The following is a 26,189-nucleotide window of genomic DNA, read 5'->3' on the forward strand; positions in this document are numbered from 1 at the left end:
TAGCAGGGGAGGCCCCGCCAGGGCATCGACTATTACTTAGGCAGCAAGCGTCCGGATACCGATGACCAGGGTTGCGGCACCCAGCACCATCGAGGTTGTCACCAGCATGAAATGGACCTTCAGGAACCGGGTGGGAGCACCACGGTCATCCCTGGCCCGGGGGTCCATGAACACCCTGCGCAGGAACGGAGGCCAGACGACAAGCGTCCAGACTCCTGCGACGATCAGGACAATGGACAGAGCGAGTGGCAGCTCCATCAGCGGTTCTCCAGCCAGCTCTTGGCCTCGGCGGCCTGCATGTTCAGGGCCTTGCCGATGTACGGCTCAGCTGCGGCAGCGATCTTGGCGCCCATGAAAGGAATGGAGGAGTTGACGTTGCCCTCGACGTCCACGCGGGTGGAGGTGCCCTCGGCGATCATCCGCTGGACGGCGTCGACCGAGACAGGTGCCCCCGAGACGCTGATTGACACCTTCGCCTCGCGGGAGCCATCGGGCTGCGGTGCGGCCCAGTGCTCGGTCTGGGTGACGGTCAGTGTGTCGCCGACGAACTTCCGGGCGAAGTCCGGCAGGCGGGTTGTGGGCAGCGCGCGCACTGCGGTGAGGGTGAAGGCGGAGGCGGTGTCGCCGTCGACCGTTAGGGACTTGAGCTCCCCTCCGACGCGCTCGCTCGTGTGCTTGAGAAACGCTTCATCGGTGAAGACATTGGTCACCGTTGCAACGTCGTAGGGCAGGGTGGTTGAGGCGCTGAGTGCCACGAATCCTCCGGAGTTTGAGAGTTTTGAGTCCCGTACATCCTATGTGAGGTTCTTGTTGAGGTATTCGGTGGCCCACTCTTCCAGTTGCCCGGTGGTCCAGATGGGCGTGGCGACGAGGAGGACTTCGCGGTCTTCGCGGAGAACGCCGGTGATGCCGGCCTGCTTCTTGAGCTGCTTGGCGAGCCGGTCCACGGCGCGGGAATGTTCGTGGGCGATGTCCTCGCGAAAGGAGAGTTCTAGTTCGCGTCCCCGGCGCGGGTCATCGCCGAGGTCTTCCACCTCGACGAGCGGCTCGTCCCCGCCGGCGGTCTTCTCGTCGCCGCCGCTGTCCTCGGCGTTCAGATTGTCGATGACGGTGCGCGTACCCGGCGATCGCATCGTCCGGCGACTCCCGGATGCCGAGGAGAACAGCCTGCGCGTTGACTTGTGGCACGCCGGGGAGGAAGTTGTGGCCGTCGTCGATCACGTCAGGCCTCTGGTTTGGGGCGTCGACGTGCTCTGCGCGGTAGTGTTAACGCCGACTCCCGGGATTCTGCGAATTCCCGGGTTTTCGTGCTGTCTTTGTGTTGCCCAGTACCTCTGAAGGAACGCCATGGCCCCCACCGGACCTACTCTCAACGGTCTTCGCGCTGCCCTGCAGGAGGACGCCTCGTTCGCCCGGGTGCGGACCAACGCGTCCCGCTCCGTTGCGGACCGCAGCACCGATCTTGAGATCGGTGCCCCCACCGGCCTGCGCGCCGCGCTGCTCGCGGAGATGGTGGACGGCCTGACCGAGGCAGGAAACGACGATGACGGCGGCGGCGGCGCGCAGCCGGTCGTGGTGGCGGTCACCGCCACCGGCCGCGAGGCCGAGGATCTGGCCGCTGCCCTGCGAAGCTACCTCCCGGCGTCGTCTATTGAGGAGTTTCCGAGCTGGGAGACGCTGCCGCATGAGCGGCTGTCACCCCGCTCGGACACGGTCGGTCGGCGTCTGTCCGTCCTCCGGCGGCTTGCCCACCCGGGCGCCGACCCGGTGCGCGTCATCACCGCGCCGATCCGCGCCGTCGTGCAGCCGCTCGTCGCCGGGCTGGGCCAGCTGGAGCCGGTCGCGCTGAAGGTAGGGGAGGAGCGCGGGTTCGACGCCGTGGTCCGCGCGCTCGCCGACGCGGCCTACTCCCGGGTGGACATGGTCACGCATCGTGGTGAATTCGCGGTGCGCGGCGGCATCATCGACGTCTTCCCACCCACCGAGGACCACCCCCTCCGCGTGGAGTTCTTTGGCGACGAGGTGGACCAGATGCGCTGGTTCGCTGTCGCTGACCAGCGCTCCCTGCCCACCGACGGTAACCGCGGCGCTCCCACCGAGCTGTACGCGCCGCCTTGCCGGGAACTGCTCATCACACCGTCCGTGATGTCCCGCGCCGCACATTTGAAGGACCAGCTGCCCGCCGCGGCCGGGATGCTCGAGAAGATCGCCGGCGGCATCGCCGTCGAGGGCATGGAATCGCTCGCGCCGGTGCTGGTTGACGCCATGGTGCCGTTTGTCGGCGAGCTGCCCGCCGGGTCCATCGCCGTCGTCGTCGAGCCCGAAAAGGTGCGCGCGCGAGCCCACGACCTCGAAGCGACCAACGAGGAGTTTCTCCAGGCAGCGTGGGCAACAGCGTCCGACGGCGGCGCTGCACCCGTCGACCTGAGCGGCCAGCTGGGCGCCGACCTGGAAGCGGCCAGCTTCCGGTCACTGGTGGACACCCGCTCTTCGGCGATCGTGAACAGCGTGGCGTGGTGGTCAATCACGTCCTTCGGATCCGACGACCTGCTGACCGACGTCGACAGCTTCACCGTCGCGGCACGCGAACCGCGCGGCTACCAGGGCGACGTCGCCGAGATGATGGAGTTCATCGGCGGCCGGGTGCGCGACCAGTGGCGCGTGGTCGTCGCTACCGAAGGCCCCGGGCCGGCCCAGCGTCTGGCCGAACTGTTCCACGATGCCGACATCCCGGCGTCGCGCGTTGAATCCCTCGACGGGCCGCCGCAGCCGGGGATCATCGAAATCACGACGGCGTCCGCCGGCCGTGGGTTCGTGCTCGACGGGCTGAAGCTCGGGCTGCTCACCGAAGCGGACCTGCTGGGCCGGACCACCGCGTCCGGCACCCGCGACATGCGGAAGATGCCCTCAAAGCGGCGCAACGCCGTCGACCCTCTGCAGCTGCGCGAGGGCGACTTCGTGGTGCACGAGCAGCACGGTGTGGCCCGGTTCGTCGAGCTGATCCAGCGGTCCACCGGTGCGGGACCGACGAAGACCATCCGCGAATACCTGGTGCTGGAGTACGCGCCGTCGAAGCGCGGCTCGCCGGGGGACCGGTTGTTTGTGCCGACGGACCAGCTGGACCAGGTGACCCGCTACGTCGGAGGCGACACCCCTGCGCTCTCGAAGATGGGCGGGTCGGACTGGGCGAAGACCAAGAGCCAGGCGCGCAAGGCCGTCAAGGAGATCGCAGGGGAGCTGATCCGCCTGTACTCGGCGCGCATGGCGTCGCGCGGACACGCGTTCGCCCCGGACACGCCGTGGCAGCGCGAGCTTGAAGAGGCCTTCCCATACATCGAGACGCCGGACCAGCTGACCACGATCAACGAGGTCAAGGCCGACATGGAGCGGGAAATCCCCATGGACCGCCTCGTCTCCGGCGACGTTGGCTACGGCAAGACCGAAATCGCCGTCCGGGCCGCTTTCAAGGCTGTGCAGGACGGGAAGCAGGTGGCCGTGCTCGTGCCCACCACCCTCCTGGTGCAGCAGCACTTCGAAACATTCTCCGAGCGGTTCTCCGGATTCCCCATCCGCATCCGTGCGCTGTCCCGGTTCCAGACCACCAAGGAATCCAAGGAAACGGTGGAGGGGCTCAAGAACGGTTCGGTTGATGTGGTGATCGGCACGCACCGGCTTCTCTCCACCGAGGTGCAGTTCAAGGACCTCGGCCTGGTGATTGTGGACGAGGAACAGCGGTTCGGCGTCGAGCACAAGGAAGCGCTGAAGAAGATGCGCACCAACGTGGACGTGCTCGCCATGAGTGCAACACCGATTCCGCGAACCCTGGAGATGTCACTGACCGGAATCCGGGAGACGTCGACGCTCGCGACGCCGCCGGAAGAGCGGCACCCTGTGCTGACCTATGTGGGCCCGTACACGGACAGGCAGACGTCCGCGGCGATCCGGCGTGAGCTGATGCGCGAGGGGCAGGTGTTCTTCGTGCACAACCGGGTGTCCTCGATCGACCAGACGGCCTCGCACCTGCAGCAGCTGATCCCGGAGGCGCGCGTCGCCGTGGCGCACGGGCAGATGAGCGAATCGCGCCTGGAGCAGATCATCGTGGACTTCTGGGAGAAGAAGTTCGACGTTCTGGTCTGCACCACCATCATCGAGACCGGGCTGGACATCTCGAACGCGAACACGCTGATCGTGGACCGCGCGGACAACTATGGTTTGTCACAGCTGCACCAGCTGCGCGGACGCGTCGGTCGTGGACGCGAACGGGCGTACGCGTACTTCCTGTACCCGTCAGAGAAACCGCTGGGCGAGGTGGCACTGGAGCGGTTGAAGGCCGTAGCGTCGCACAACGAGCTCGGCGCCGGCATGCAGCTGGCTCTGAAGGACCTCGAAATCCGCGGTGCGGGCAACCTCCTGGGCGGGGAACAGTCCGGGCACATCGCGGGTGTGGGATTCGACCTCTATATCCGGTTGGTCGGCGAGGCCGTGGCGAACTACCGCGGCGAAGCCGAGGAGAAGGCCGCCGAGATGAAGATCGAGCTGCCGGTCAACGCGCACCTTCCGCACGACTATGTACCGGGGGAGCGGCTGCGGCTTGAGGCGTACCGGAAGCTCGCGTCGTCGGTCACTGACGCTGCGATTGACGAGGTGGTTGAGGAACTCAAGGACCGCTACGGCGACCTGCCCGCACCGGTTGTCAATCTCGTCGCCGTGGCCCGGTTCAGGGTGCAGGCGCGTTCCGTCGGTCTGACCGACGTCGCGCTGCAGGGCAACTTCATCAAGTTCGCTCCGGCCAACCTGCCCGAGTCCAAGGAAATGCGCCTCAAGCGGATGTACCCCGGTTCCTCCGTGAAGCCCGCGATGAACGCGGCGCTGATCCCGAAGCCGAAGACGTCTTCTGTGGGCGGCCGGGACCTCGCCGACGCCGCAATTCTCGAGTGGGCGCAGAACGTGATCGACGCGGTGTTCGCAGCCTGATTGGGCCGGCCGCAGCGAAGTTCGAGGTGTTTCCCCGGACAACGTGCGTAGTGGGTACCCGAAGCAAGTAGTCGGGAGTGGTACCCGGTGTCTGGAAACAGGTATTGACCACTCGTGATCCCCCATTTTCCCCTCCCTAGTCTGAAGTACTTCACTGCTGGGACGAAGGAACGTGGTTCGAATGAACTATTTAATGCGCACGCAGGTAGGGTATTCCGCCGCACCGACACTGGGGGACGAAAGCCACAACCCAGTTCCGCCGTTTGTGGGCCGGACAGAGGTTTGCAACGGCATTTTCTCAGCACTGACGTCGGGTAATTCGGAAGGGGCCGTCATCCTGGGGGAACCGGGGATAGGAAAGTCCGCCCTCGCCCAGCATGTGGCCGGTCACCTCTCCGACACTGAGCACGTAGTTCCCCTCCGTGGTTCACAGTTCGGGTCCACGGTGCCCTATGGTGCGTTGAGTATTCTTCTCGCCGACCTTGACGAGGACCTGCTCAATCATCCCGTTCAGCTGCTTCACGGCATCACGAGGGTCCTGCGGGAGCAGGCCGGGGACCGCGAAATCATCATGGTGGTGGACAACGCCAATTACCTGGACTCGTCCTCAGTGATGATCATCGGACAGCTGATGGTGCATCACGCCGTACGGGTCCTCGCCGTCTGTCGGGACCTTTCCACGGCCCCTGATTATGTTGCCGCACTATGCCGCGCGAAGTCTCTGGTCCGCTTTGACCTTCCACCCATGACACAGCAGGACGCGGGACTGCTGGTGGCAGCCGAACTGGGCCATCAACTCTCACGTGAAGCCGTCCGCGCGCTCTGCCGGCACAGCGGGGGAAACCCGCGCTGCCTGCGTCTGCTCAGCCAGGACTACGCGGCGTCCGGAGCACTCGAACTGCGGCACGACGTCTGGGTAGTAACCCCTCGGCCCGTCACGATGCGCCAGCACACGCGCGATGTCATCTGCGAGCCGCTGTCCGTACTGAACACAGCGCAGCGTGACATTGTTGATCTGGTGGCCGCAGCCGGGACAGTGCCCTGGGCGGACCTCGGACCGCTGGCTGACGCAACGGATCTGGATGACCTGCAGGAACGCGGGATCCTCTCCCTCGGGCCGGACTACCCGCTCACCGTTTCACTCACCAACCCTTTGCTGGCCGAAGCCGTCCGGGGCGGAACGCCTGAAAGTCGCCGGACAATTCTCCTTGACCGGATTTCAAAATCCGCGCCCCCGGCCGCTCCGCCGTCGGTGCGGCTCACAACGGAACAGCGGGTCCGCCCCATCGCTGAGGAGAAGGTTCGCGGGCTGCACGCCGAGCCAAGGCTCGCACAGGCACGGCTGGCTTCCTCGCAAGGAAGATACGGTGAAGTGACCAAACTGCTAAATCTGAAGGATCTCCACCTGGGCGACCTGACGCCCGAATCGGCCACACTGGCCACGGCACTGCTCTGCGAGGCGCTGGCAATGACCGGACGGCCAAACGATGCGCTGGAACTGGCCGGTACAGCGGGATTACATCTCGATGCGGCAGCTGAGGTGACCACCCCGGCCGCGCAATGCCTGTCACATGCCCACCTGGCCATGTGGGCATGGACAGGCGTTCCGGACTGCAGTCCGCAGGGCTGCACACGGCTTGGCAATGCCGGCGGCACAATGGAGGAACTGGCCGACGGCTTGCAGTTGGCATTCGGGGGAAGGGCTCGGGAGGCACGGGAATTCCTGGTGCCCGCCCTGCGCCAACTGGAGGTCGATGACCCCGACGGAATGGCATCACTGGCCGCCGCTGCTACCGCTTACTGCCTTGCCTTGACCAATGACCCGACCGCCGCGCACTTCTCTTCTCTGGCCAGGGCGCACAGTGCAGACTCCACCTGGCTGTCCAGCAGGCTCACCAGATATTTCCTCGGGTTGGCTTGCGCATTGAGCGGTTCCGCCGACGACTCCGCCAAGGAACTCCTGGCTCTGTCCAAAGAAGCCAAAACCATGGGCAACGCCACCCTGGAGCTGTTGAGTCTCTCCAGTGCACTGCGGTTGGGCGACAGGAGCCTGACCGACCAGGTGCTGGCCGTCAGCACGTCCTGCCAGGGTGTCTTCGCCCGCCTCTGCGAGCTCTACGCCAAGGGGCTGGACAATTCGGATGAGCAGATGATGCTTCAGACCATGGAGCTGGCCCACGAACTGGGCAATCTACTGTTCGCCGAAGACGCGGCGGCCGCCGCCCGCACATTCGCCAGCGCTACTGGGCGCCGGGGCCCCGTCAGTCACGTCCGGCGCCGAGTCACCGCCACACTGGCGGGTGAGGCCGACCCCGAGAGCCGATACGCACCGACACAACTGGAGGGCTTGACAGCTCGCGAGGAGGAGGTGACCCGGCGGGTTGTAGCCGGGAAGAACAACAGGCGGATAGCTCAGGAGCTTAATGTGTCGGTCCGCACGGTTGAAGGCCATCTCTATCAGGTGTACGCAAAACTGCACGTTCACAGTAGGCGGGAACTTGCAGGCATGTTCACCGCGGAACTCCATACAACACAGTGAGTGGGCAGGGGGACTGTTCGGACCTGGTGGGACGACAGCAGATAACGGTCGCGGCAACAGCGAGTGTGCGGCACCCGGAATTGCGGGGGGCAGTGATCTACGGTGATGCCGGAATGGGTAAGTCCGCCGTGGTGGACTGCATAGTTGCCGGTCTGAGCCGAGAGGTGAAACCTTTCCATTTGAGAGCCAGCGCGGCGCTCGCCGGTGTTCCCTACGGTGCGCTGTCCGATTTCCTCGTTGGTCTTCAGGGCAAGAGCCTGAAATCACCCATTGTTGTGCTGCGCTGGCTCCGAAATTTCTTCGCCCAGGCGCGCTCGGAGAGCCGCCTCCCGCCCCTGGTGGTGGTGGATGACGCGCACGAACTGGATGAACACACCAGCCACGTCCTGGAACAGCTGTTGGTGGCGGGCATAATCAAGCTTCTTGCCACGACGCGGAACCACCGGAGGCAGCCGGAGGTGATCATGGCCCTCAGCCGTGACGGGCTTTTGGCGCAATTCACCCTGGTGCCGCTCACCGAGGTGCAGGTCACGGAGATCAGCCGGCGGTTTCTTGGCGGACGCGTCGGAGCGGGCGCGGCCGCCATGCTGACCAATTTCTCCCAGGGCAATCCCTTCCTGCTCGAGGCGCTGCTCTCCAGCGGACTGCGCACGGGTCAGCTTGTACAGCGCAACGGTGTCTGGCTTGCCCGCGAGGGGCACGAACTGGAAGACCCGGCCCTCCTGGATGCCGTACACAGTCTCCTGGAATACGGCACAGCTGAGGAGCGGCGCGTTCTGCAGGTGATTTCACTGGTGGAGCCTGTTCCGATGTCCCTCGCACTTCAGCTGGTTGACGCCGCAATCCTGGAGAAACTGATCAGCGCCGGAAACCTGGACATCGCCGATGCGAGAAACGAATGCCTGGTATTCCACCACCGATTGGCCGCGGAACTCCTCCGTAGAGAGGTCCCGGTGGGACGAAGCGCCGAAATTCGCAGGCACGCTCTTGACACCATGGGGCAAGCCCTACCGGACGCCATCGGTTACACCCGGTGGCTCACCTGGACCATGGATACGGGAGGGACCCCCGCGGGCGCTGAGCTGCTGGACGCCGCCCGGCGGGCCTACGCAGCGTTCGACCCCCGGTTGGCTTTGCGGTTCGCCTCAACGATCACGGAGCCGTCGCTCATCATCGCCGCCCGCGTCCAAGTGGCGCTCGCCCACCTTCACCAGTCTGACGTCGTCAAGGCCACGGCCGTAATTGACGGCACTCTGGAGGCCGCAACAGATCATCCCACCTTGAGCGCAGCAGCCATGGCTGCCGTGCAAATCGTCCTCCGTGCCGGCGGCGCGGCGGATGACGTGCATGACATTGCCGACCGCTGGTCCGATGCCGCCGGCACCCTCACCGAGAACACCGCCGCGATGCTGGGGGATGGTTTTCTTCCCGTGCATCCCGGCAGCGAGCTGCTGCATTGCTACGCACTCAATCTTGAAGGCAGATACGCGGAGTCCTTCCGCAGCCTCAACAGGATCATCGCCGCAGAACACCCCAACGCTCAGGTGGGTATCCTTGCCGACATCCTCGTGGGCGAGGCCCTCGGCGCAACCGGGCAAGGTTCGGCCGGTGCGGAAGCGACGCTGCGGGCCATCGAAATGATCGAGGCGGATCCGGCTCTGCTGGAGTATTACCCAGCGGCCGTTTACCGGCGCCTCAACATTCTGCTGCAGGGTGGCTGGGCTGAGGAATTCGCGAAGCAGCTCACCCGGCATGCCCGCCATGCCCCGGAGAACCTGCTCTACTTCGGTGACGCCACGCCGGCGTTACAGGCAATTCTGGAGATCAAACAGGGACAGGTGCGTACGGGATTGGACCACCTTGCCGCCGGCATCGAGGCTCTGCGTGAACGCGACCTCGACCTGATGCTGCCCTACGCCCTGGGCAACGCGGCTTTGGCGGCGATGCTGCTCGGTGAGCAGGAGCAGGCCAAGCAGTTCGCCGCTGAGGTTGCGGCCGTGCCCTACTACAGATCCCGGCCGCAGCGCCTGGTGGCCAACGCCTACGTGATGGCGGCACGATTGGGCTTGCACGCAGCGCATGACGACGCCACGGCACTCCTCCAGCATGCCTCCGAAGCGCGTATTGCCGGAATGACCGCCGCCGAGAAGGAAATCCTCGAATTGCTTACGCTGGTGGGCGGCGTTTCCCATCTGGAACGGCTCCTGGACGCCACCGAGCATTTCGACGGTCCGGAGGCTGAAGCACTGCACGTCTGCTCAGCCGCGCTGCTCTCCGGCGACCCACAGCGGATGGCGGACGCCGGCACTGAAGCCGACGCGCTGGGCAAGCATCTGATCGGCGCCGAATGTCTGGCGCGCGCCGCGCGGGTCTACGAGGACCAGGGGAAAACCGGGCGTCAACGATCCGTCCTGCAACAGCTTCGGCTTCACAATGCCGGCCTGGCGGGGGTGAGGACCTTTTTCGTGAACCAGGGCGATGTTTCCACCGGGTCCCTCACCGGGCGCGAGAAAGAGATTGTGCAGATGGTCCTCAACGGCGCCACGAACCGGCGGATCGCTGAGATCCTGACAGTTTCACCACGCACCGTGGAGGGACACCTGTACCGGATCTATACCAAGCTCGGCGTCAGGCGCCGGGCTGACCTTGGTCCGGAACACCTGCGGAACTAGATGCGACGGGAATTGAATACTTTACGGATCATACTGATTAGTGGAGTATGTACGTCCGCGATTCCTTGGGATACCCGAGTAGTTTGCAGGTGAATTACCGTAATTCGCTTCAGAAGACGAGTGTCTTGCAGTCGGGCGGATAATTCAAAGCGGTCCGGCGCCGCAGGGATGTTGGCTTTTCCTCACGCCAACCACAATCACCGCGCCGTAATGGGGCCCGGACCGCGTGCGTCCCTAGAAGTACGAGTAGAAACTACTCGTGTCTCGGCGCAGAAGGGCTGCCTAGTCTTAACCTTTCAGCACGCTTCGCAGCCTTGCCCTTCGGTGGAAGCGGGGCTCCTGAGCGGGCCGGCAGCAGTTTGTCCATGTGACGAGGGTGAGCTCCCTCGCTGCTGCCGGTCTTCGAGGAGTCAGGACGTCTGATTCAGTTCGGTGGCCCAGGTCAGTGGTCCTCTTTCCCCGGGTTCCAGGCGGGTGTTCGGCGTGTCGGCGAGGACACGCCGTCGTCGTCGGCTTCTGGGAGCAGAAGATGGGGAATCCGGGCCGCGCCAGCGGCGGGAAAGTAACCGCGCGTGCTCGGTTACCCGGTGGTAAAGTCGTAGCGTCCATGCGGTCCGACCACCTGTCCCGGCGCTATCGATACCCCCGGCCAACTACCGATAAAAGGGTGCGGCGGGAACCGTTCCGGCATGGGAGCGAGTAGAAGTATGGAGAACATGTGACCATGGAAACCACGCGCGCTGGAACCACCGTTGCACCGGCGGCGCGGGCCCTGGACGTGATCGGTGGAGATCTCACCGAACGCAGCCTGCGCCGCTACCTCGAAGGCATTCCGGGCGTCGACGCCGTGGGCCTCGAAGCCCGCGCCGCAGCCCTCGGGACCCGCTCGATCAAAACCACCTCCAAGGCCTGGGCGCTGGACACAATCATCCGGCTGACCGATCTCACCACGCTCGAGGGCGCTGACACACCGGGCAAGGTCAAGTCCCTGGTGGCCAAGGCATTGGTTCCGGACCCTGACGACATGTCCACCCCCCGCGTCGCTGCGGTGTGCGTCTACGGCGACATGGTGCCGCACGCTGTGGAAGCGCTGGGAAGCGCGCACGACGACGGCGCTCCGGGCCGCATCAACGTCGCCGCCGTGGCGACCGCCTTCCCGAGCGGCCGCGCGTCCCGGTCCGTGAAGCTCTCCGACACGTCCGATGCCGTGGCCGCCGGGGCAGACGAGATCGACATGGTCATCGACCGCGGCGCGTTCCTCTCCGGCCGGTACGGCCAGGTGTTCGACGAGATCGTCGCCGTCAAGGAAGCGTGCAAGCGCCCGGACGGTACCTATGCGCACCTGAAGGTCATCCTCGAAACCGGTGAGCTGAACACCTACGACAACGTGCGCCGGGCTTCCTGGCTGGGAATCCTCGCCGGCGGAGACTTCATCAAGACCTCAACGGGCAAGGTCACACCGGCCGCCACGCTTCCGGTCACGCTGTCCATGCTTGAGGTCGTCCGCGACTGGCACCGCCTCACCGGCGAAAAAATCGGCGTGAAGCCCGCCGGTGGCATCCGCGCCTCGAAGGACGCCATCAAATACCTGGTCACCGTCGCGGAAACTGTGGGGGAGGAGTGGCTGCAGCCGGACCTGTTCCGCTTCGGCGCCTCAAGCCTCCTCAACGACGTGCTCCTGCAGCGCCAGAAGCTCACCAGCGGCCGCTACTCCGGCCCGGCCTACGTCACGATCGACTAAAGGACCTGCCATGACTTTCCTCGACTACGCTCCCGCGCCCGAGTCGGCAGCGATCCTTAACCTCAAAGACGACTACGGTCTCTTCATCAACGGCGAGTTCGTGCCCGGCAATGGAGAGTCCTTCACCACCATTTCCCCGGCAACCGAGAAGCACATTGCCACCGTGTCCTGCGCCAATGAGCAGGACGTTGACGCCGCCGTCGTCGCCGCCCGCCGTGCGTACGAGAAGACGTGGTCGCGTATGTCCGGTGCGGACCGCGGCAAGTACCTCTTCCGCATCGCCCGGCTGGTCCAGGAACGCGCGCGTGAATTGGCCGTGGCGGAGAGCCTCGACAACGGCAAGCCCATCAAGGAAAGCCGCGACGTCGACATCCCGCTGGTCGCCGCCTGGTTCTTCTACTACGCCGGCTGGGCCGACAAGCTGGAGTACGCCGGGCTCGGCGCGAACCCGCGCTCGCTCGGGGTTGCCGCACAGGTGATCCCGTGGAACTTCCCGCTGCTGATGCTGGCCTGGAAAATTGCACCCGCGCTCGCCGCCGGCAATACCGTGGTGCTCAAGCCTGCCGAAACCACGCCGCTGACCGCGCTGCTCTTCGCCGAGATCCTGCAGCAGGCGGACCTGCCGGCCGGCGTCGTCAACATCGTCACGGGGGCCGGCTCCACCGGCTCCGCGCTGGTGAACCATCCGGACGTGAACAAGGTCGCGTTCACGGGTTCGACGGCGGTGGGCCGGGAGATTGCCCGCTCAACCGCGGGCACGTCCAAGAAACTCACCCTCGAGCTGGGCGGCAAGGGCGCGAACATCGTGTTCGACGACGCCCCGATCGACCAGGCCGTCGAGGGCATCGTCAACGGCATCTTCTTCAACCAGGGCCAGGTCTGCTGCGCAGGCTCGCGCCTGCTGGTGCAGGAGTCCATCCACGACGACGTCGTCGACCGGCTGAAGGCGCGCCTCGCCACCCTGCGCGTGGGTGACCCGCTGGACAAGAACACCGACGTCGGCGCCATCAACTCCGCGTCCCAGCTGGGCCGGATGCGCGAGCTCTCCGACATCGGTGAGGAGGAGGGCGCCGAGCGCTGGAGCCCTGCCTGCAACCTGCCGTCGGAAGGATTCTGGTTCCCGCCGACCATCTTCACCAACGTGTCCACGAGCCACCGGATCGCCCGCGACGAGATCTTCGGCCCCGTGCTGTCCGTGCTGACCTTCCGTACTCCGGCTGAAGCGATCGCGAAGGCCAACAACACGCCGTACGGCCTGTCCGCGGGTATCTGGACCGACAAGGGCAGCCGCATTCTGGCGGTCGCCGACAAGCTGCGTGCCGGCGTCGTCTGGGCCAATACCTTCAACAAGTTCGACCCGGCCTCGCCGTTCGGCGGGTACAAGGAATCCGGTTATGGACGCGAAGGCGGCAAGCAGGGCCTCCAGGCGTACCTGGCACCGTCCTCTTCTTTCAAGGGAGTCAACCGATGAGCCGCCTGGCTGTTCCCAAGACGTACAAGCTCTACGTCGGCGGGAAGTTCATCCGGAGCGAATCCGGGCGCGTGTACGAGGTTGCATCCACGAAGGGGAGCTTTTCGGTGAATTCAGTCAATGCCGCGAAGGCTTCCCGGAAGGACGCCCGCGACGCCGTCGTGGCCGCCCGTTCCGCCGTCAGCGGCTGGTCGGGGACTACCGGCTACAACCGCGGGCAGGTGCTGTACCGGATCGCGGAGATCCTGGACGGACGCCGTGCCCAGTTCGCCGAGGAGATTGCAGCGTTTGAGGGCGTCTCGGTTTCCGCTGCGACGTCCCAGGTGGACGAAGCCATTGATCTTTGGGTCTGGTACGCCGGCTGGGCGGACAAGTACGTGCAGGTGGCAGGCAACGGTAATGCCGTTTCGGGGCCGTTCTTCAACCTGTCCGTGCCGGAGCCCACGGGCGTTGTGGCCGTCATTGCGCCGCAGGCGGGGGTTTCGTTGCTGGGCTTTGTGCGCGCGGTAGCGCCGATCCTCGTGAGCGGGAACACCGTCGTCGTTATTCCGAATGAAAAGGCGCCGCTTGCCGCGCTGAGCCTCGGTGAGGTCTTCGCGACCAGCGACGTGCCGGCCGGCGTCGTGAACATTCTGAGCGGGTCTCCCGCGGAGATCGCGCCGTGGCTCGCCGCCCACGCCGATGTCAACGCACTGGACCTGCTCGGTGCCGGTGAGCTGGACTGGGTTGACCTGCAGATTGCTGCCGCCGACACCCTGAAGCGTGTGCTTCCGCCGGAATCAGGGCCCGACGCCGGTGCCCCCTCCCTGGAACGCATCACGTTCTTCACGGAGACGAAGACGGTCTGGCACACAAAGGGCCTGCTCTAACCCCGACGGCGGCGGCGGGTAGATCACCGCGGACCCTAAGGGACCAACAGGTTGTAGATCTGCCAGCCGTTTCCGACCGGGTATGGGGGCCACAGGCGGCCCGCCTCGACCGAATAGACCCACAGCCGCCCCGTTTTGTCGCGGGCAAGGAGGTCCGGAGTGTCATACGCGTCGAGGGATCCCGGCACACTCAACATCGACATCCCCGCCCATCCTGTCCCAACCCTGATGCGGGAGAGGAACCCGCCCTTACCGTTCCCTGGGTAGAGCCAGAGCTGTCCCAAGGCGTCAGTGGCGTAGACGTCTGATGCTTTATCGCCATTGAAGTCGCCGGCGCCGAAAATCCTCGTCATTGAGTTCCAGCCGCTGCCCACCTGCACACGCTTAAGGAATCCGCCGGTTCCGTTTCCCGGGTAGTGGAAGAGGCGGCCGAGGGAATCCCGTGCCAGAAGGTCAGGATTCAGGTCACCGTTGAAGTCACCCGGTGCCACGAGGGCGGTCATGCCCTGCCAACCGCTACCGATCTGTCGCCGTTTCTGGAGGTGACCCGAGCTGTTTCCCGGGTACAGCCAGAGGGCACCGGAAGCATCCCGTGCCATCAGGTCGGCACTGCGGTCACCGTTAAAATCCCCAGGCATGAGAATGGAACTCATGGAGTTCCAGCCGGTGCCGATCTTCACCCGCGAAGCGAAGCTGTTGTTGCCTGCTCCGGCATAGAACCACAGCGCGCCCGCGCTGTCGCGTGCTATGACGTCCGGATTGAAGTCGGCATTCATATCTTTCTGCATGGGTCTCGGCCGCAACACCACACGAGGTTCCGACACATACGTTTTCGGGGTGTAGCCAAGGGTCGACACCTGAACGCGCGCCTCAAGGGTCTTGCCGAAGTGGCTCATGCTGAGGTCCGCGCCGTTCGAGCCCGAGATCTTCACGCCGTCGGCGTAGATGCTGTAGGTGAAGTAGGTATCCGCGGGCCAGTTACCGTCGATCTTGGCCGTGATCCTGGTATCGACTTCACCTGGTCCAATGAGGGAGAGCGTGTGCGGCACAGGGTCGTCGTGGTCGCCTGCCAGAACCTGAGTGATGGGTTGCGAACGCCGGGTGCGCTGTGTGCCATCGGGCCATGTGCCGGTCACTTCGACCTGCAGGAGATCGCGATGGGAGAAGGGGTAGCCGAGCTGATAGCCGGGATCGGTGGCGTCAACTATTGGACGAACATAGTAGTTGTGATAACCCGGGGTGACATTCCAGATCCATTGGTAGGAAAGACTCACCGGGCCGCGTCCCCACACGCCGGGATGAGCGGTGAGGACATGCGGAACCTGCGCCCGTCCGGTGATCGTTGGTGACGCCGTCGGGTAATCAGGAGAATCGGAGACCTGCAGAACGTTCGGCGCAGTGTTTTCGTCGTAGGATTTTGACTTGGCGGCGAGGTAGCCCGGTGCCCCCAGATCCACCAGATCCACCGAGGAAATCCAGTACTTACCGGGCTCCAGGGTTCTCGAATCGGTCTCGAAGGTGTAATCCCACTCCCACACGTTGTTGCCGAGACTGCGCGCCAGCGGGTCCCGGACGCCGATGTGATGGGTAAAGTGCGGCCCCCTGATCTGACCGCTGAAAGTCTTGATCCCCTGCATGTCTTCTGCACGGAACCGAACGGTCAGAGTGTCACCGGGCTCTGCCGTCGATTGTGTGAAACCCACGTCCAGCAGCCGCGGACCAAGCTGGAACTCGGTACCGATCACGTCCACGGTGGGCGCAGGCATATCCTGCGGGAAGCTGTACGAGCTGCGAGTGGGTCCGTCCGTCAGCGCGGCACTCGCCACTGTGAGCTTTCCGGAGGGCAGATTGTCGCTTCGTACCGGTACGCTCACCGTCCCCGTCCACGAGCCGTCGGACAGCTGGACGGAATCCTCAGTGAAGATGATCTCTGTCCAGGAAACGCTGTATTCCGAGCGTAGGGCGAACCGACCGCTTACCTCTGTCTCGTCCTGGGCTGTCCAGCGGTAGACGATGGTGTCGCCGGGGCCGGCGGTCGCCCCGGATTCCAGTGTGATGCTGGTCAGGATGGGCGAACCCGGCTCGTGCGTGGCTCCCAATGCCATGGGTGATGGGAGCATCACTGCCACCAACAGGAAACCAAGAATGCCGGCAAAACGGGCCGCGATTGTACCGCTCATAGTGATGCATCTTTCTGCCACTCCAGGGCCGCACCTCAGCGAGCCAGGATGACACTATCCGCCAGAACGGGCGCATGACCGTCAGTACGGCTAAAGCTTCGCAAAAACTTGGCTTCGCCCGCCTCGCACGGTCCCACGGAATCCACGCGTTCAGTGGGAATGTCTAGACAATCCCACTGAAACGTCTCGTTCAGTGGGATATCCCGACGACGGCGGCTGGCTCGGGATGCAGGATGCAGGATGCAGGAGTCGCGCCAGCGGGACCGCGCGGAGCACCTAGAACGGGTGGAGCAACCGGTGCACGAACCGTCGCGTGCGCTCTTCGGCAGGGTCGCGCAGCACCGTCTCGGGCGGGCCGTGCTCAACCACGACACCGCCGTCCATGAACACCACCTCGGTGGCTACTTCGCGGGCGAAGGCGAGCTCATGCGTGACGAGCACCATGGTCCAGCCTTCGTCGGCGAGCTCCTTGATGACGGAAAGCACCTCGCCCACCAGCTCGGGGTCCAGTGCTGAAGTGGGCTCGTCAAACAGCAGCAGTGTCGGCCGCAGCGCCAACGCGCGCACAATGCCCACGCGCTGCTGCTGCCCGCCGGAAAGCTCGTGCGGGTACTGGTCCCTCTTCTCCGCGAGCCCCACGCGCCCGAGAAGCTCCTCGGCATCGCGGACGGCCTCGGCCTTCGGACGGCGCTGGACCTGCACCGGCCCCTCGATCACGTTCTCGAGCACCGTCTTGTGCGGGAAGAGGTTGTAGTGCTGGAACACCATGGCGCTGCGGTCACGCAGCGCGGCGAGCTGGCGCTTCGGCACGTTGCCGCCGAAGTCGACGGCGGGCCCATCCGCGAAGGTGATGCGGCCGGCGTCGGGAATCTCCAGACCATTCAGGGAGCGCAGAACCGTGGTCTTGCCGGACCCCGAGGGGCCAACGAGCGCAACCACACCGCCGGACGCGACGGACAGGTCGATAGAACGCAGTACCTCGTTGTCGCCGAAGGACTTCCGCAGCCCCTCGACGGTCAGCACGGGGCCGGACGATGTATCAGCGGGGTGATTAATGCGCGACATAGCGGTCCAGCCTCTTCTCAATCCGGGACTGTCCAGCCGAGAGGACAAGACAGAAAACCCAGTACACGGCTGCGGCCTCAATGTAGAGCAGCATGAACTGCTGGCTGAACGCGGCGATTTCCTGGGCCTGGCGGAACAGCTCGGTCACCAGAATCAGTGACGCAAGCGAGCTGTCCTTCACCAGTGAAATGAACGTATTGGACAACGGCGGGACTGACACCCGGGCGGCCTGCGGCAGGATGATACGGCGCAGGGCCAGCGTGCGGGACATGCCGATGGTGTGGCCGGCTTCCCACTGGCCGCGCGGAACCGAGAGGATCGCCGCCCGGATGATCTCCGCAGCGTAGCCGCCGACGTTGAGGGAGAACGCGATAATCGCGCTTGGCCAGGGATCGATGGTCAGCCCGATCGATGGCAGCCCGTAAAAGATCACGAACAGCTGAACCAGCAGGGGAGTACCGCGGATCACCGACACGTACGCCCGCCCGATGCCGGACACCAGCCTGTTCGCGCTGAGACGCATGAGCGCCACCAGCAGAGCCAACATGAGACCGAAGGCGAAGGACGCCAGGGACAGCGGGATGGTGCCGGTGAGGCCGCCCTGAATAAGTGGCCAGAGCGAGGTCAGGGCCAGGTCCCAGTCAATGTCCATAATTTCCTACGCTATCCGGTGGCTGAAGGTGATTTCCGCACAACAAACGGCGAGCACCTTCCGGGGCTGCATGCCCGCAGCCGGTGCCCGCCGTCGTCGTAATGGTTACTCTGCGCTGACGTCCTCGCCGAAGTACTTCTCAGAGATTTCGGCCAGCGTTCCGTCGGCGCGAAGCTCCTCGAGGGCCTCATTGACGGCCTCGACCAGCTCATCGCTGCCCTGGCGGAAAGCCAGCGCGCTGCGGGACTGGTCCTCGGTCTCCGCGGCGATCTTGATGGCGTCGTTCGGAGTGGACTTCTGGTAGTCGAGGAAGGTCAGTTCGTCGTTGATGGTGGCATCGACCCGGCCCTGCTCGAGGAGGGTCACCGACTGTGCCCAGCCCTCGACGGCCTCGATGTTGGCGCCGCTTTCCTCAGCCAGCTCGTACCAGTTGCTGGTGAGCGACTGCGCGGTGGTCTTGCCCTCAAGGTCTTCGAACGAGGTGATTTCGCTGTTGTCAGCGGCAGTCACAATGACACCGTTGCTGTAGGTGTACGGCTCCGAGAAGGAGTAGGTCTCCTCGCGCTCCGGGGTGATGGATACCTGGTTGGCGATGACGTCGAAGCGTCCGGCCTCAAGACCGGCGAAGATGGCGTCCCACTGGGTCTCTTCGAACTCAGGCTCTACGCCGAGCTTCTCCGCCACGGCGGTGATGACCTCGACGTCGTACCCGGTCAGATCGCCGGCGCCGCCCTCGTGGTAGGTGAAGGGCTTGTAGGTGCCCTCGGTGCCGACCGTCAGAACTCCGGACTCCTGGATCTCACTGAGGGTGGTCCCGCCGGTGGACTCGGCAGCGGTTTCCGCGGTATCGGAGGAGGCAGAAGAACCGCATCCGGCAATTGCAAAGACGATGGCCGTTGCGGCGCCGAGCAGCGGAAGACGGCGAGAAATCATGGATGAATCCTTTTGACGCTGGAAATGTTGATGCCCGGGTGTGGGCTATCCATTCCAGCAGTCGACGGCGCTTGCTTATTCCCCGGCGTAACGTTGCGTAACATTTCGGCCGGGGCCAGCGGAAGGGGCGCCCGCAGACGCGAAAGGGGGCCCGCTCAGCGGACCCCCTGTCAAGAAAAGCGGCATTAAGCCTTGCGGTCACCTTTGGCCATGCGGTATCCGGTGTCGGAGCGGCCCATGATCGTCTGGGGAATCCAGAACGCGAGGAAGAAGAGCGTGAGGCAGACCGCGAACGGCCAGACGTTAGTGCGCTCGAAGAACGTCAGTGAGTAGATCGAGCCGGCGAACAAAAGGATCATCAGAACGAAAGCGATGATGGTTGCCGGCAGTTTCCCTTCACCGGAATGTTCGGGCCGTGATCCGTTTGTTTCGCGCGTCTTGTTGACCGGGTGTGCCATGAGTCTCCTCGGGATGTGCGTGGCGTATTTCCTTAACTCTAGCGTCAGCCGCGGAATCCGCAGGGCAGGTCAACCCACGATCAGCTTGATGGCGAGGGCCAGCATCACAACGCCGATCAGAAGGTCCACCACCCGCCAGGTGCGCGGGCTCTTCAGGACCCCGGACAGTGCCCGGGCGCCGTAGCCCAGCGCGCAGAACCAGATGATGCTTCCGACGACGGCGCCGGCTGCGAAGATCCACCGGGTTCCGTCCTGCTGCTGGTTGGCGAGGCTGCCCAGGAGTACAACGGTGTCCAGGTATACGTGCGGGTTGAGGTAGGTCAGCGCAAGGGTGGTGGCGACCACCGACCCACGGCTCCGCGGGGCTTCGGCGGTCAGGGTTGCCGGCCTCAGCGCAGACAGGAACGAGCGGATCGCCCACCAGGTCAGGTAGGCGGCTCCGCCCCACCGCAGAACATCCAGGGCCGCTGGGAACTGGGCCACGAGCACCCCGATCCCGGCGGTGCCCCCGAGGATCAGGAGGGCGTCGCTGACAATGCAGAGCGCCACCACAACTCCCACGTGTTCCCGGCGGATTCCCTGGCGCAGCACGAACGCGTTTTGGGCGCCGATGGCGATGATGAGGGCAAGCCCTGTCAGCGGCCCGGTACCCCAGATACTCAACATGCCTTCAACGGTAGGCACGAAGCCGGATGTAGACAAACGATAGATTCTGCAGATGCATTAGATTTACTTAATGCAGTTCCAACAGTTGCGTGCTCTGGCCGCGGTCATCGATGAGGGCTCCTTCGAGGCCGCCGCCGACGCCCTTCGGGTCACCCCCTCGGCAATCAGTCAGCGAATCAAGGCGTTGGAAGCGTCGGTCGGTCAGATCGTGGTCCGCAGGGGCGTGCCGTGTGCGCCGACGGATGCGGGATCGGTCCTGTTGCGCATGGCCCGCCAGGTGCAGATCATCGAAGCTGAGGCCCGGGACGCATTGGGCAGCGGCGTCGCGACCCGGACTGTCACCCCGGTAGCCGTGAACGCTGACTCGCTGGCCACCTGGTTTGTCCCCGTTCTGAGCGAGGCCGCCGGGTGGGCCGACACCACGCTTGATCTGCGCGTGGAGGACCAGGACCACAGCAGCAGGCTCCTCCGCCAGGGAGACGTGATCGGTGCGATCACCTCGGATCCCGCGCCCGCCAACGGATGCCGGGCAGAATTGCTGGGCTACATGCGGTATCTCCCAGTCGCGACGCGCGAGCTGCACTCGCGGTTCCAGAACGACGGCGGCACGGACTTCTTGCGGATGCCCGTGCTGCAGTTCAACGCGAAGGACGATCTGCAGCAGCGCTTCCTGAAAGCCCACGGCGTCGAGCAGCCGCCGCCCAAACACCTCATTCCGTCCTCCGAGGCGTTCCTGGCCGCGCTTCAGGCGGGCCTGGGGTGGGGAATGATCCCCGAGCTGCAGCTCGGAACGGATCTGACGGACGGATCCCTGGTGCTCCTGGAAACGGACGCGTACTCCGATGTGCCCCTGTACTGGCAGACCTGGACGCTCAATTCGGAGCGGCTGAACCGGATCTCCGAGTCCATCCGCAGGGCGAGCCGACAACTGCGCTGAACCCCCTCGCGGGACACGGGACGGAGGGCGGGTAGCAGCTAAAGCTGCAGCCGGTACCCGCGCTTGATCACCGTCGCCACGAGACGACCCTCCGGCAGCGACTTCCGCAGCCGGCTGATCGTCATGTCCAGCGCGTGTTCTCCGGCATCGCCCGGCAGCACGCCCGCGAGCTGTTCACGCGAGAGCACCGTTCCATCGGCCTCGACCAGGGCACGGAACACGCTCATCGGCGCAGGTGCAAGCTCGACGGCGTTCCCATCGATGCGCAGATTCTTTCCGCGCAGCTCGATCAGCCCATACCGGCTCGGGTACCGCAGGACGCGGTGCTGGCCCAGGTACTCGCCCACCAGCCGGATCAGCGCTCCCATGCGGTACCGCTCCGGTATCAGCGGCGACACTCCCGCATCCACCAGCGGCTGTGCAGTCACGGGCCCGACGACGGCGGCCGTCACCGGCCCGGACAGAGCCTGCAGGAACGCTTCACGGCAGCCCATTTCGGCTGCCGTACTCAGCACGGCGTCAACGGCCGGAGCGCTGGTGAAGGTCACGATGTCGAGTCCGCCGCTGCAGACCGCCTCGATGAGCCGTGGCAGCTGGTCGGACCCGGCGGGCTTGACCCAGCGGTATGGCGTTGCGGTGAGGACCTGGGCGCCAGCCTGCCGCAGCCGGTCGAGCTGCCGGTAGTCGGTGTAGCCGTGGAGCTGAACAGCCACGGTCTTTCCGCGCAGGTCGAGTCCGAGCATCATGTTCACGAGCGATGCCGTGGTCTCATCGTGGCTGATGCCGACGTCTGTCAGCCCGGCGGCGCGTACGGCACCGCGTGCTTTGGGCCCGCGGACGTAGATTTTCGACTCGCCGAGCACCGCCAGCAGTGCTTCCCCGACGCCCGCCGCATCGGCAGCCTCGGACCATCGGCGCAACCCGTACGCCGTGGTGACCACTGCGTAGTCGGGCCGTGCGGCAATGATCGCTCGGGTGTCCTCGATCAGCGGCAGGTCAGCGGCCACGGGTGCGATCTTGAGCGCCGGCGCGTGCAGCACCGTGGCGCCGCGCCGCTCCAGTGCATCAATGAGGTCACCCGATCGGCGGTCCGACGTCACGCCGATCCGGAAACCGGCCAGCGATCCATCGGCCGGTACCTCTGTCGCCAGCGGAGCAGTCACCGTCACGACGCCACCATCGGATGCGTCAGGACCTGCTCAAGGGTGGTAGAGAAATCCCGGCGCTGCCGGACCACCTCACCGATCACGACGACGGCGGGCGACGTGCAGCGCGCCAGGCCGGCAGCCGTCACGGCCTCGCCCAGGTTGGTGACGGTGGTCCGCTGTTCGGGGCTGTAGCCCTTCTCTACGATCGCCACGGGCACGTTTGCGGCCAGTCCGGCCCTGCGGAGGCCGGACGTCAGCTGCGGTAGTGTGCCGATTCCCATCAACACCACGATAGTGCCGCCGAGCTTTGCCAGCGCCTCGAGTTCCTGATCGGTCAGCGGCTGGTGACCCGAAACGACCGTGAACGCGTGCGCCACTCGACGGTAGGTGACGGGAATCCCGGCGGCCGCCGGGACGGCAATGGAGCTGCTGATTCCCGGCACCGTGGTCACGGGGATGCCCGCGGCCATGCAGGTGTTGACCTCTTCGCCGCCCCGCCCGAAGACAAAGGGATCCCCGCCCTTCAGCCGCACCACGTGCCGGCCTTCGCGGGCCTTCGAGACCATGAGCTTCTCAATGTCCGTCTGGCTCACCGGGTGGTGCCCGGGCGTCTTCCCGACGTCGATCAGCTCAGCGCCCGGCGCCAATTGCGGCAGCGTGCGGTACGGTCCCAGCCGGTCAAAAAGTACGACGTCGGCCTCCCGCAGTGCCTGCCTGGCGCGCCCCGTGAGCAGGTCCTCCGCCCCCGGTCCTCCGCCGATCAGGGTGACCCTGCCGCCCGGCGTGGCGGGCTCTTCGGATGAGGTGAGGATCCTGCGCTCCCGGCAGGCCTCGCGCAGCGGCGCCCAACCGTCCCCATCAGGGAGGTCACCGTCGCCGTTCGCCACGACCACCGCGAGGCTCACTGCGTCCAGCAGCCGCGGGTGGAACTGGGCGGAGGTCGCAATGCGGCGGACGGTCGCACCGCCGGCGCTGTAGCGGCGCACCGTGTGGCGGGCCGCCGTCGTCGTGCCGGCGATCAGGACGGTCAGTCCTGCGCAATCAAGGGTGAGATCGGTGCCCAGGGGGGAGTTCATTTCGCCGCCTCTGTTGCTTTTTCTGCACCCTGACGGACCGGAATGCCGCTGCCCAGCAGTACCGGACCGGAGCCGGCCTGCGCCGCTGCGCGTTCCTCCTCGGTGGCGGGCCGGATCTGGCCGCGCTCGGGGACGTTGGCGATCCAGTCGTCCTTCTCATGCGGGGCGTTGACGAAGGAGCGGAACCGGCGCAGGCGCTCCGGGTCCTTCAGGGTGGCAGCCCACTCATCCTCGTAGTTGTCGACGTGCCGTGCCATGGCTGACTCAAGGTCCTCGGCGATGCCGAGTGAGTCGTTGATGATGACATCCTCGACGTGCTTCAGGCCGCCGGCGAGCTCGGCCTGCCAGGCCGCTGTGCGCTGCAGCCGGTCCGCTGTTCGGATGTAATACATGAGGTAACGGTCGATGTAGCGGATGAGGGTGTCATCGTCGAGGTCCTTCGCCAACAGCTCCGCGTGGGCGGGCGTGGCGCCGCCGTTGCCGCCGACATACAGGTTCCAGCCGTCCGAGGTGGCGATGATACCGACGTCCTTGCCGCGCGCCTCCGCACATTCACGGGCGCAGCCCGAGACGCCGAACTTCAGCTTGTGGGGGCTGCGGAGACCGCGGTAGCGCAGCTCCAGCTGGATGGCCATGGCCACTGAATCCTGGACACCGAACCGGCACCAGGTCGAGCCGACGCAGGATTTCACGGTCCGCAGGCTCTTGCCGTACGCCTGACCGGATTCGAAGCCGGCCTCGACGAGGATCTTCCAGATCTCCGGGAGTTCCTCCAGCCGGGCACCGAACATGTCGATGCGCTGTCCGCCCGTGATCTTTGTATACAGGTTGAAGTCCTGGGCCACCTTGGCGATCACGCCCAGTTTCTCCGGGGTGATCTCGCCGCCCGGGATGCGCGGCACTACCGAGTAGGTGCCGTTTTTCTGCATGTTGGCCAGCGCACGGTCGTTGGTGTCCTGAAGGATGCCGCGGCCGCCGTCGAGCACGTACTCCGCGCGCTGCGAGGCGAGGATGGATGCGACGACGGGCTTGCAGATGTCACAGCCGAGGACGCCGCCCTCAGGGACGCCGAAGCGTTCGATGATGCCTTCGAAACTGTCGAGCTCGAGGACCCTGACTGCCTCGAAGAGTTCCGGGCGGGACATCGTGAAGTGCTCACACAATGCCTTGGAAACCTCGATGCCGCTCTTCTTCAGCTCACCCTCGAGGAGCTTCTTGAGCATCGGCACGCAGGAACCGCAGCCGGTTCCGGCCTTGGTGCAGCCCTTCAGCGGGGCGAGCTCGCGGACAGGTTCGGAACCCTCGCAGGTGCCGCACCCGTTGACGGCATCGCGGATCGAGCCCGCGGAGACATTGTTGCAGGAGCAGAGGATGGCGTCATCGGGCAGCTCGGTGTCCGGAGCCTCACCGGCACCGGCAGCGGAGAGGTACGCGCCCGGTTCGGCGCTGAGCTCGCGTCCCAGCAGCGGACGGAGCGCGGTGTAGGGGGAGGCGTCGCCGACGAAGATGCCGCCGAGGAGCGTCTTGGCATCGTCGGTGACCACGAGCTTCTGGTAGAGGCCGCGGGCGGGATCCGCGTACACGATCTCGAGGCTGTGTTCGGTCTTCGCGAAGGCGTCACCGAACGCTGCAACCTCGACGCCGGAAAGCTTGAGCTTGGTGGCGGTGTCGAACCCGGGGAATGTGGCGGTACCGCCGTGCAGCCGGTCTGCGACGATCTCCGCCATGGTGTTGGCCGGGGCCACGAGGCCGAGACACATGTCCTCGAAGCAGGCGACCTCACCGATCGCCCAGATGCTCGGGTCCTCGGTGGCGCAGGCATCGTCGATGACCACGCCGCCGCGCGGGCCCATGGTCATCCCGGCGTCGCGGGGGAGTTCATCCCGGGGACGGACACCGATGGCAACCACGACCAGGTCCGCGGGAATCCGGCGCCCGTCGGCCATGTCCACGCCGACCATCCGCCCGTCCTCCACCACGAACTCGGTGGGGAAGACACCGCCATGCACCTCGAGACCCTTGGCGGTGATGAGCCGGTCGAGCGCCTGCCCGCCGCCCTGGTCCAACTGCGTGTTCATCAGCCAGGGCGCGCCGTTGATGACGGCGGACTTGGCGCCGAGGGACTGCATGCCGCCGGCCGCTTCGAGGCCCAGCAGACCGCCACCGATGACCACCGCATCGATGGTTCGCCCGTACTCGGCGGTCAGGCGCGTGACCTCCGTGCGGAGGGTACGGACGTCGTCGACCGTTCGGTAGACGTGGGCAGCATCCATCCCCGAGAAGGGGAGGCGGGCTGCGTTGGAGCCGGTGGCGAGCACAAGCTGGTCATAGGGGTAGACAGCACCGGCCTCCGTGGTGATGGTGCGGGCCTCCCGGTCCAGTGCAACGGCGCGGGAACCGGCGGCGAGCGTGATTGCGGGGTGGTCCCACATGGCGGCCTCACCCAGGGTGAGGTCGACGTCGTCGAGCAGTGCCTGGCTGAGGGCAACCCTGTCATACGGCAGCCAGGTCTCCTCGGTGAGGACGGTGACGTGGAAGCCGTCCAGTCCGCGGGACCACATGGCTTCGACGAAGCGGTGGGCGGCCGGGCCGCCGCCGACAACGAGGATTTGGTTCAGGGACGCTGGAGTCATGATGGGTACCTTTCGCGCTGGGAGTAGGTCTCCGCACTTAGGTATCGAGCGTACGGACGCCCAGTTGCCCCGTGATTTCACTTATGTAAACGAAGATTAACTTCACGCTCACCGACCTCAGGGGTGAGAGTGAGGTGCGTTTTACGCGTTCGCAACACTTCGGGCGGAAAGCCGT

General features: G+C 65.3%; 19 protein-coding genes. 7 read left to right on the plus strand and 12 right to left on the minus strand.

Annotated features, from left to right (window positions below):
* Positions 1-36: 36 nt before the first annotated feature.
* The 3 genes from AC4D2M_RS06125 to AC4D2M_RS06135 are packed head-to-tail and all read right to left on the minus strand — an operon-like array spanning position 37 to position 1,133.
* Positions 37-258 carry an SCO4848 family membrane protein gene (locus tag AC4D2M_RS06125; protein WP_490890718.1) on the minus strand — a complete coding sequence of 74 codons (222 nt, stop codon included), beginning with the start codon at positions 256-258 and terminating at the stop codon, positions 37-39.
* Positions 258-755, minus strand: a complete 498-nt coding sequence (locus AC4D2M_RS06130; RefSeq protein ID WP_490890719.1) for a DUF2505 domain-containing protein — start codon at positions 753-755, stop codon at positions 258-260. Before AC4D2M_RS06130 ends, AC4D2M_RS06125 begins: the two co-directional genes overlap by 1 nt.
* A gap of 39 nt (positions 756-794) precedes the next feature.
* Positions 795-1,133 carry a hypothetical protein gene (locus tag AC4D2M_RS06135; protein WP_490890720.1) on the minus strand — a complete coding sequence of 113 codons (339 nt, stop codon included), beginning with the start codon at positions 1,131-1,133 and terminating at the stop codon, positions 795-797.
* Between the two features lie 214 nt (positions 1,134-1,347).
* Here AC4D2M_RS06135 and mfd point away from each other — a divergent pair, with 214 nt between their 5' ends.
* The 6 genes from mfd (at position 1,348) to AC4D2M_RS06165 (ending at position 14,266) form a co-directional block, all read left to right on the plus strand.
* A complete protein-coding gene (gene mfd, locus AC4D2M_RS06140; RefSeq protein WP_490890721.1) occupies positions 1,348-4,974 on the plus strand; it encodes a transcription-repair coupling factor in 3,627 nt (1,208 codons plus the stop codon).
* A gap of 181 nt (positions 4,975-5,155) precedes the next feature.
* Entirely contained in the window at positions 5,156-7,513 is a 2,358-nt protein-coding gene (locus tag AC4D2M_RS06145) for a helix-turn-helix transcriptional regulator (protein ID WP_490890722.1), read from the plus strand.
* A gap of 179 nt (positions 7,514-7,692) precedes the next feature.
* Positions 7,693-10,185 carry a helix-turn-helix transcriptional regulator gene (locus AC4D2M_RS06150; RefSeq protein WP_490890723.1) on the plus strand — a complete coding sequence of 831 codons (2,493 nt, stop codon included), beginning with the start codon at positions 7,693-7,695 and terminating at the stop codon, positions 10,183-10,185.
* 724 nt (positions 10,186-10,909) lie between these two features.
* On the plus strand, positions 10,910-11,926 hold the full coding sequence (gene deoC / locus AC4D2M_RS06155) for a deoxyribose-phosphate aldolase (RefSeq protein WP_490890724.1): 1,017 nt from the start codon (positions 10,910-10,912) through the stop codon (positions 11,924-11,926).
* A 10-nt stretch (positions 11,927-11,936) separates the two neighbouring features.
* Positions 11,937-13,397 carry an aldehyde dehydrogenase family protein gene (locus AC4D2M_RS06160; protein WP_490890725.1) on the plus strand — a complete coding sequence of 487 codons (1,461 nt, stop codon included), beginning with the start codon at positions 11,937-11,939 and terminating at the stop codon, positions 13,395-13,397.
* Positions 13,394-14,266: an aldehyde dehydrogenase family protein gene (locus tag AC4D2M_RS06165; protein ID WP_490890726.1), complete on the plus strand. Its 873-nt coding sequence runs from the start codon at positions 13,394-13,396 to the stop codon at positions 14,264-14,266. The genes AC4D2M_RS06160 and AC4D2M_RS06165 overlap by 4 nt, the downstream gene beginning before the upstream one ends.
* A 35-nt stretch (positions 14,267-14,301) precedes the next feature.
* Here the strand turns inward: AC4D2M_RS06165 and AC4D2M_RS06170 are convergent, their stop codons facing one another.
* The 6 genes from AC4D2M_RS06170 to AC4D2M_RS06195 all read right to left on the minus strand — a co-directional run bounded on the left by AC4D2M_RS06170 (position 14,302) and on the right by AC4D2M_RS06195 (position 20,220).
* Positions 14,302-16,446, minus strand: a complete 2,145-nt coding sequence (locus AC4D2M_RS06170) for an FG-GAP repeat domain-containing protein (protein WP_490890727.1) — start codon at positions 16,444-16,446, stop codon at positions 14,302-14,304.
* A gap of 276 nt (positions 16,447-16,722) precedes the next feature.
* Positions 16,723-17,511 (minus strand): amino acid ABC transporter ATP-binding protein, encoded by a 789-nt coding sequence (locus AC4D2M_RS06175; RefSeq protein WP_490890728.1) that lies wholly within the window; start codon positions 17,509-17,511, stop codon positions 16,723-16,725.
* Entirely contained in the window at positions 17,498-18,163 is a 666-nt protein-coding gene (locus AC4D2M_RS06180) for an amino acid ABC transporter permease (protein WP_490890729.1), read from the minus strand. The genes AC4D2M_RS06175 and AC4D2M_RS06180 overlap by 14 nt, the downstream gene beginning before the upstream one ends.
* 105 nt (positions 18,164-18,268) lie before the next feature.
* Positions 18,269-19,096, minus strand: a complete 828-nt coding sequence (locus AC4D2M_RS06185; RefSeq protein ID WP_490890730.1) for an amino acid ABC transporter substrate-binding protein — start codon at positions 19,094-19,096, stop codon at positions 18,269-18,271.
* A gap of 185 nt (positions 19,097-19,281) precedes the next feature.
* Positions 19,282-19,554, minus strand: coding sequence for a hypothetical protein (locus tag AC4D2M_RS06190; protein ID WP_490890731.1), 273 nt, complete (start codon positions 19,552-19,554; stop codon positions 19,282-19,284).
* Positions 19,555-19,623: 69 nt separating this feature from the next.
* Positions 19,624-20,220, minus strand: a complete 597-nt coding sequence (locus AC4D2M_RS06195; RefSeq protein WP_490890732.1) for a LysE/ArgO family amino acid transporter — start codon at positions 20,218-20,220, stop codon at positions 19,624-19,626.
* A 70-nt stretch (positions 20,221-20,290) separates the two neighbouring features.
* Between AC4D2M_RS06195 and AC4D2M_RS06200 the strand changes: the two genes are divergently transcribed.
* Positions 20,291-21,157 carry a LysR family transcriptional regulator ArgP gene (locus tag AC4D2M_RS06200; RefSeq protein WP_490890733.1) on the plus strand — a complete coding sequence of 289 codons (867 nt, stop codon included), beginning with the start codon at positions 20,291-20,293 and terminating at the stop codon, positions 21,155-21,157.
* A gap of 38 nt (positions 21,158-21,195) precedes the next feature.
* Here the strand turns inward: AC4D2M_RS06200 and AC4D2M_RS06205 are convergent, their stop codons facing one another.
* From AC4D2M_RS06205 to nirB, 3 genes are read right to left on the minus strand one after another with little or no spacing between them, the layout of a single operon-like run.
* The gene (locus tag AC4D2M_RS06205; protein WP_490890734.1) at positions 21,196-22,326 is read right to left on the minus strand and encodes a uroporphyrinogen-III synthase; all 1,131 of its coding nucleotides are present in this window, start codon (positions 22,324-22,326) and stop codon (positions 21,196-21,198) included.
* Complete coding sequence (cobA, locus tag AC4D2M_RS06210) at positions 22,323-23,381, minus strand: uroporphyrinogen-III C-methyltransferase (RefSeq protein ID WP_490890735.1); 1,059 nt, start codon at positions 23,379-23,381, stop codon at positions 22,323-22,325. The genes AC4D2M_RS06205 and cobA overlap by 4 nt, the downstream gene beginning before the upstream one ends.
* Positions 23,378-26,014, minus strand: a complete 2,637-nt coding sequence (gene nirB, locus AC4D2M_RS06215) for a nitrite reductase large subunit NirB (RefSeq protein ID WP_490890736.1) — start codon at positions 26,012-26,014, stop codon at positions 23,378-23,380. The genes cobA and nirB overlap by 4 nt, the downstream gene beginning before the upstream one ends.
* Positions 26,015-26,189 lie beyond the last annotated feature (175 nt).

The sequence above is a fragment of the Arthrobacter sp. TJ-270 genome, assembly GCF_058269075.1.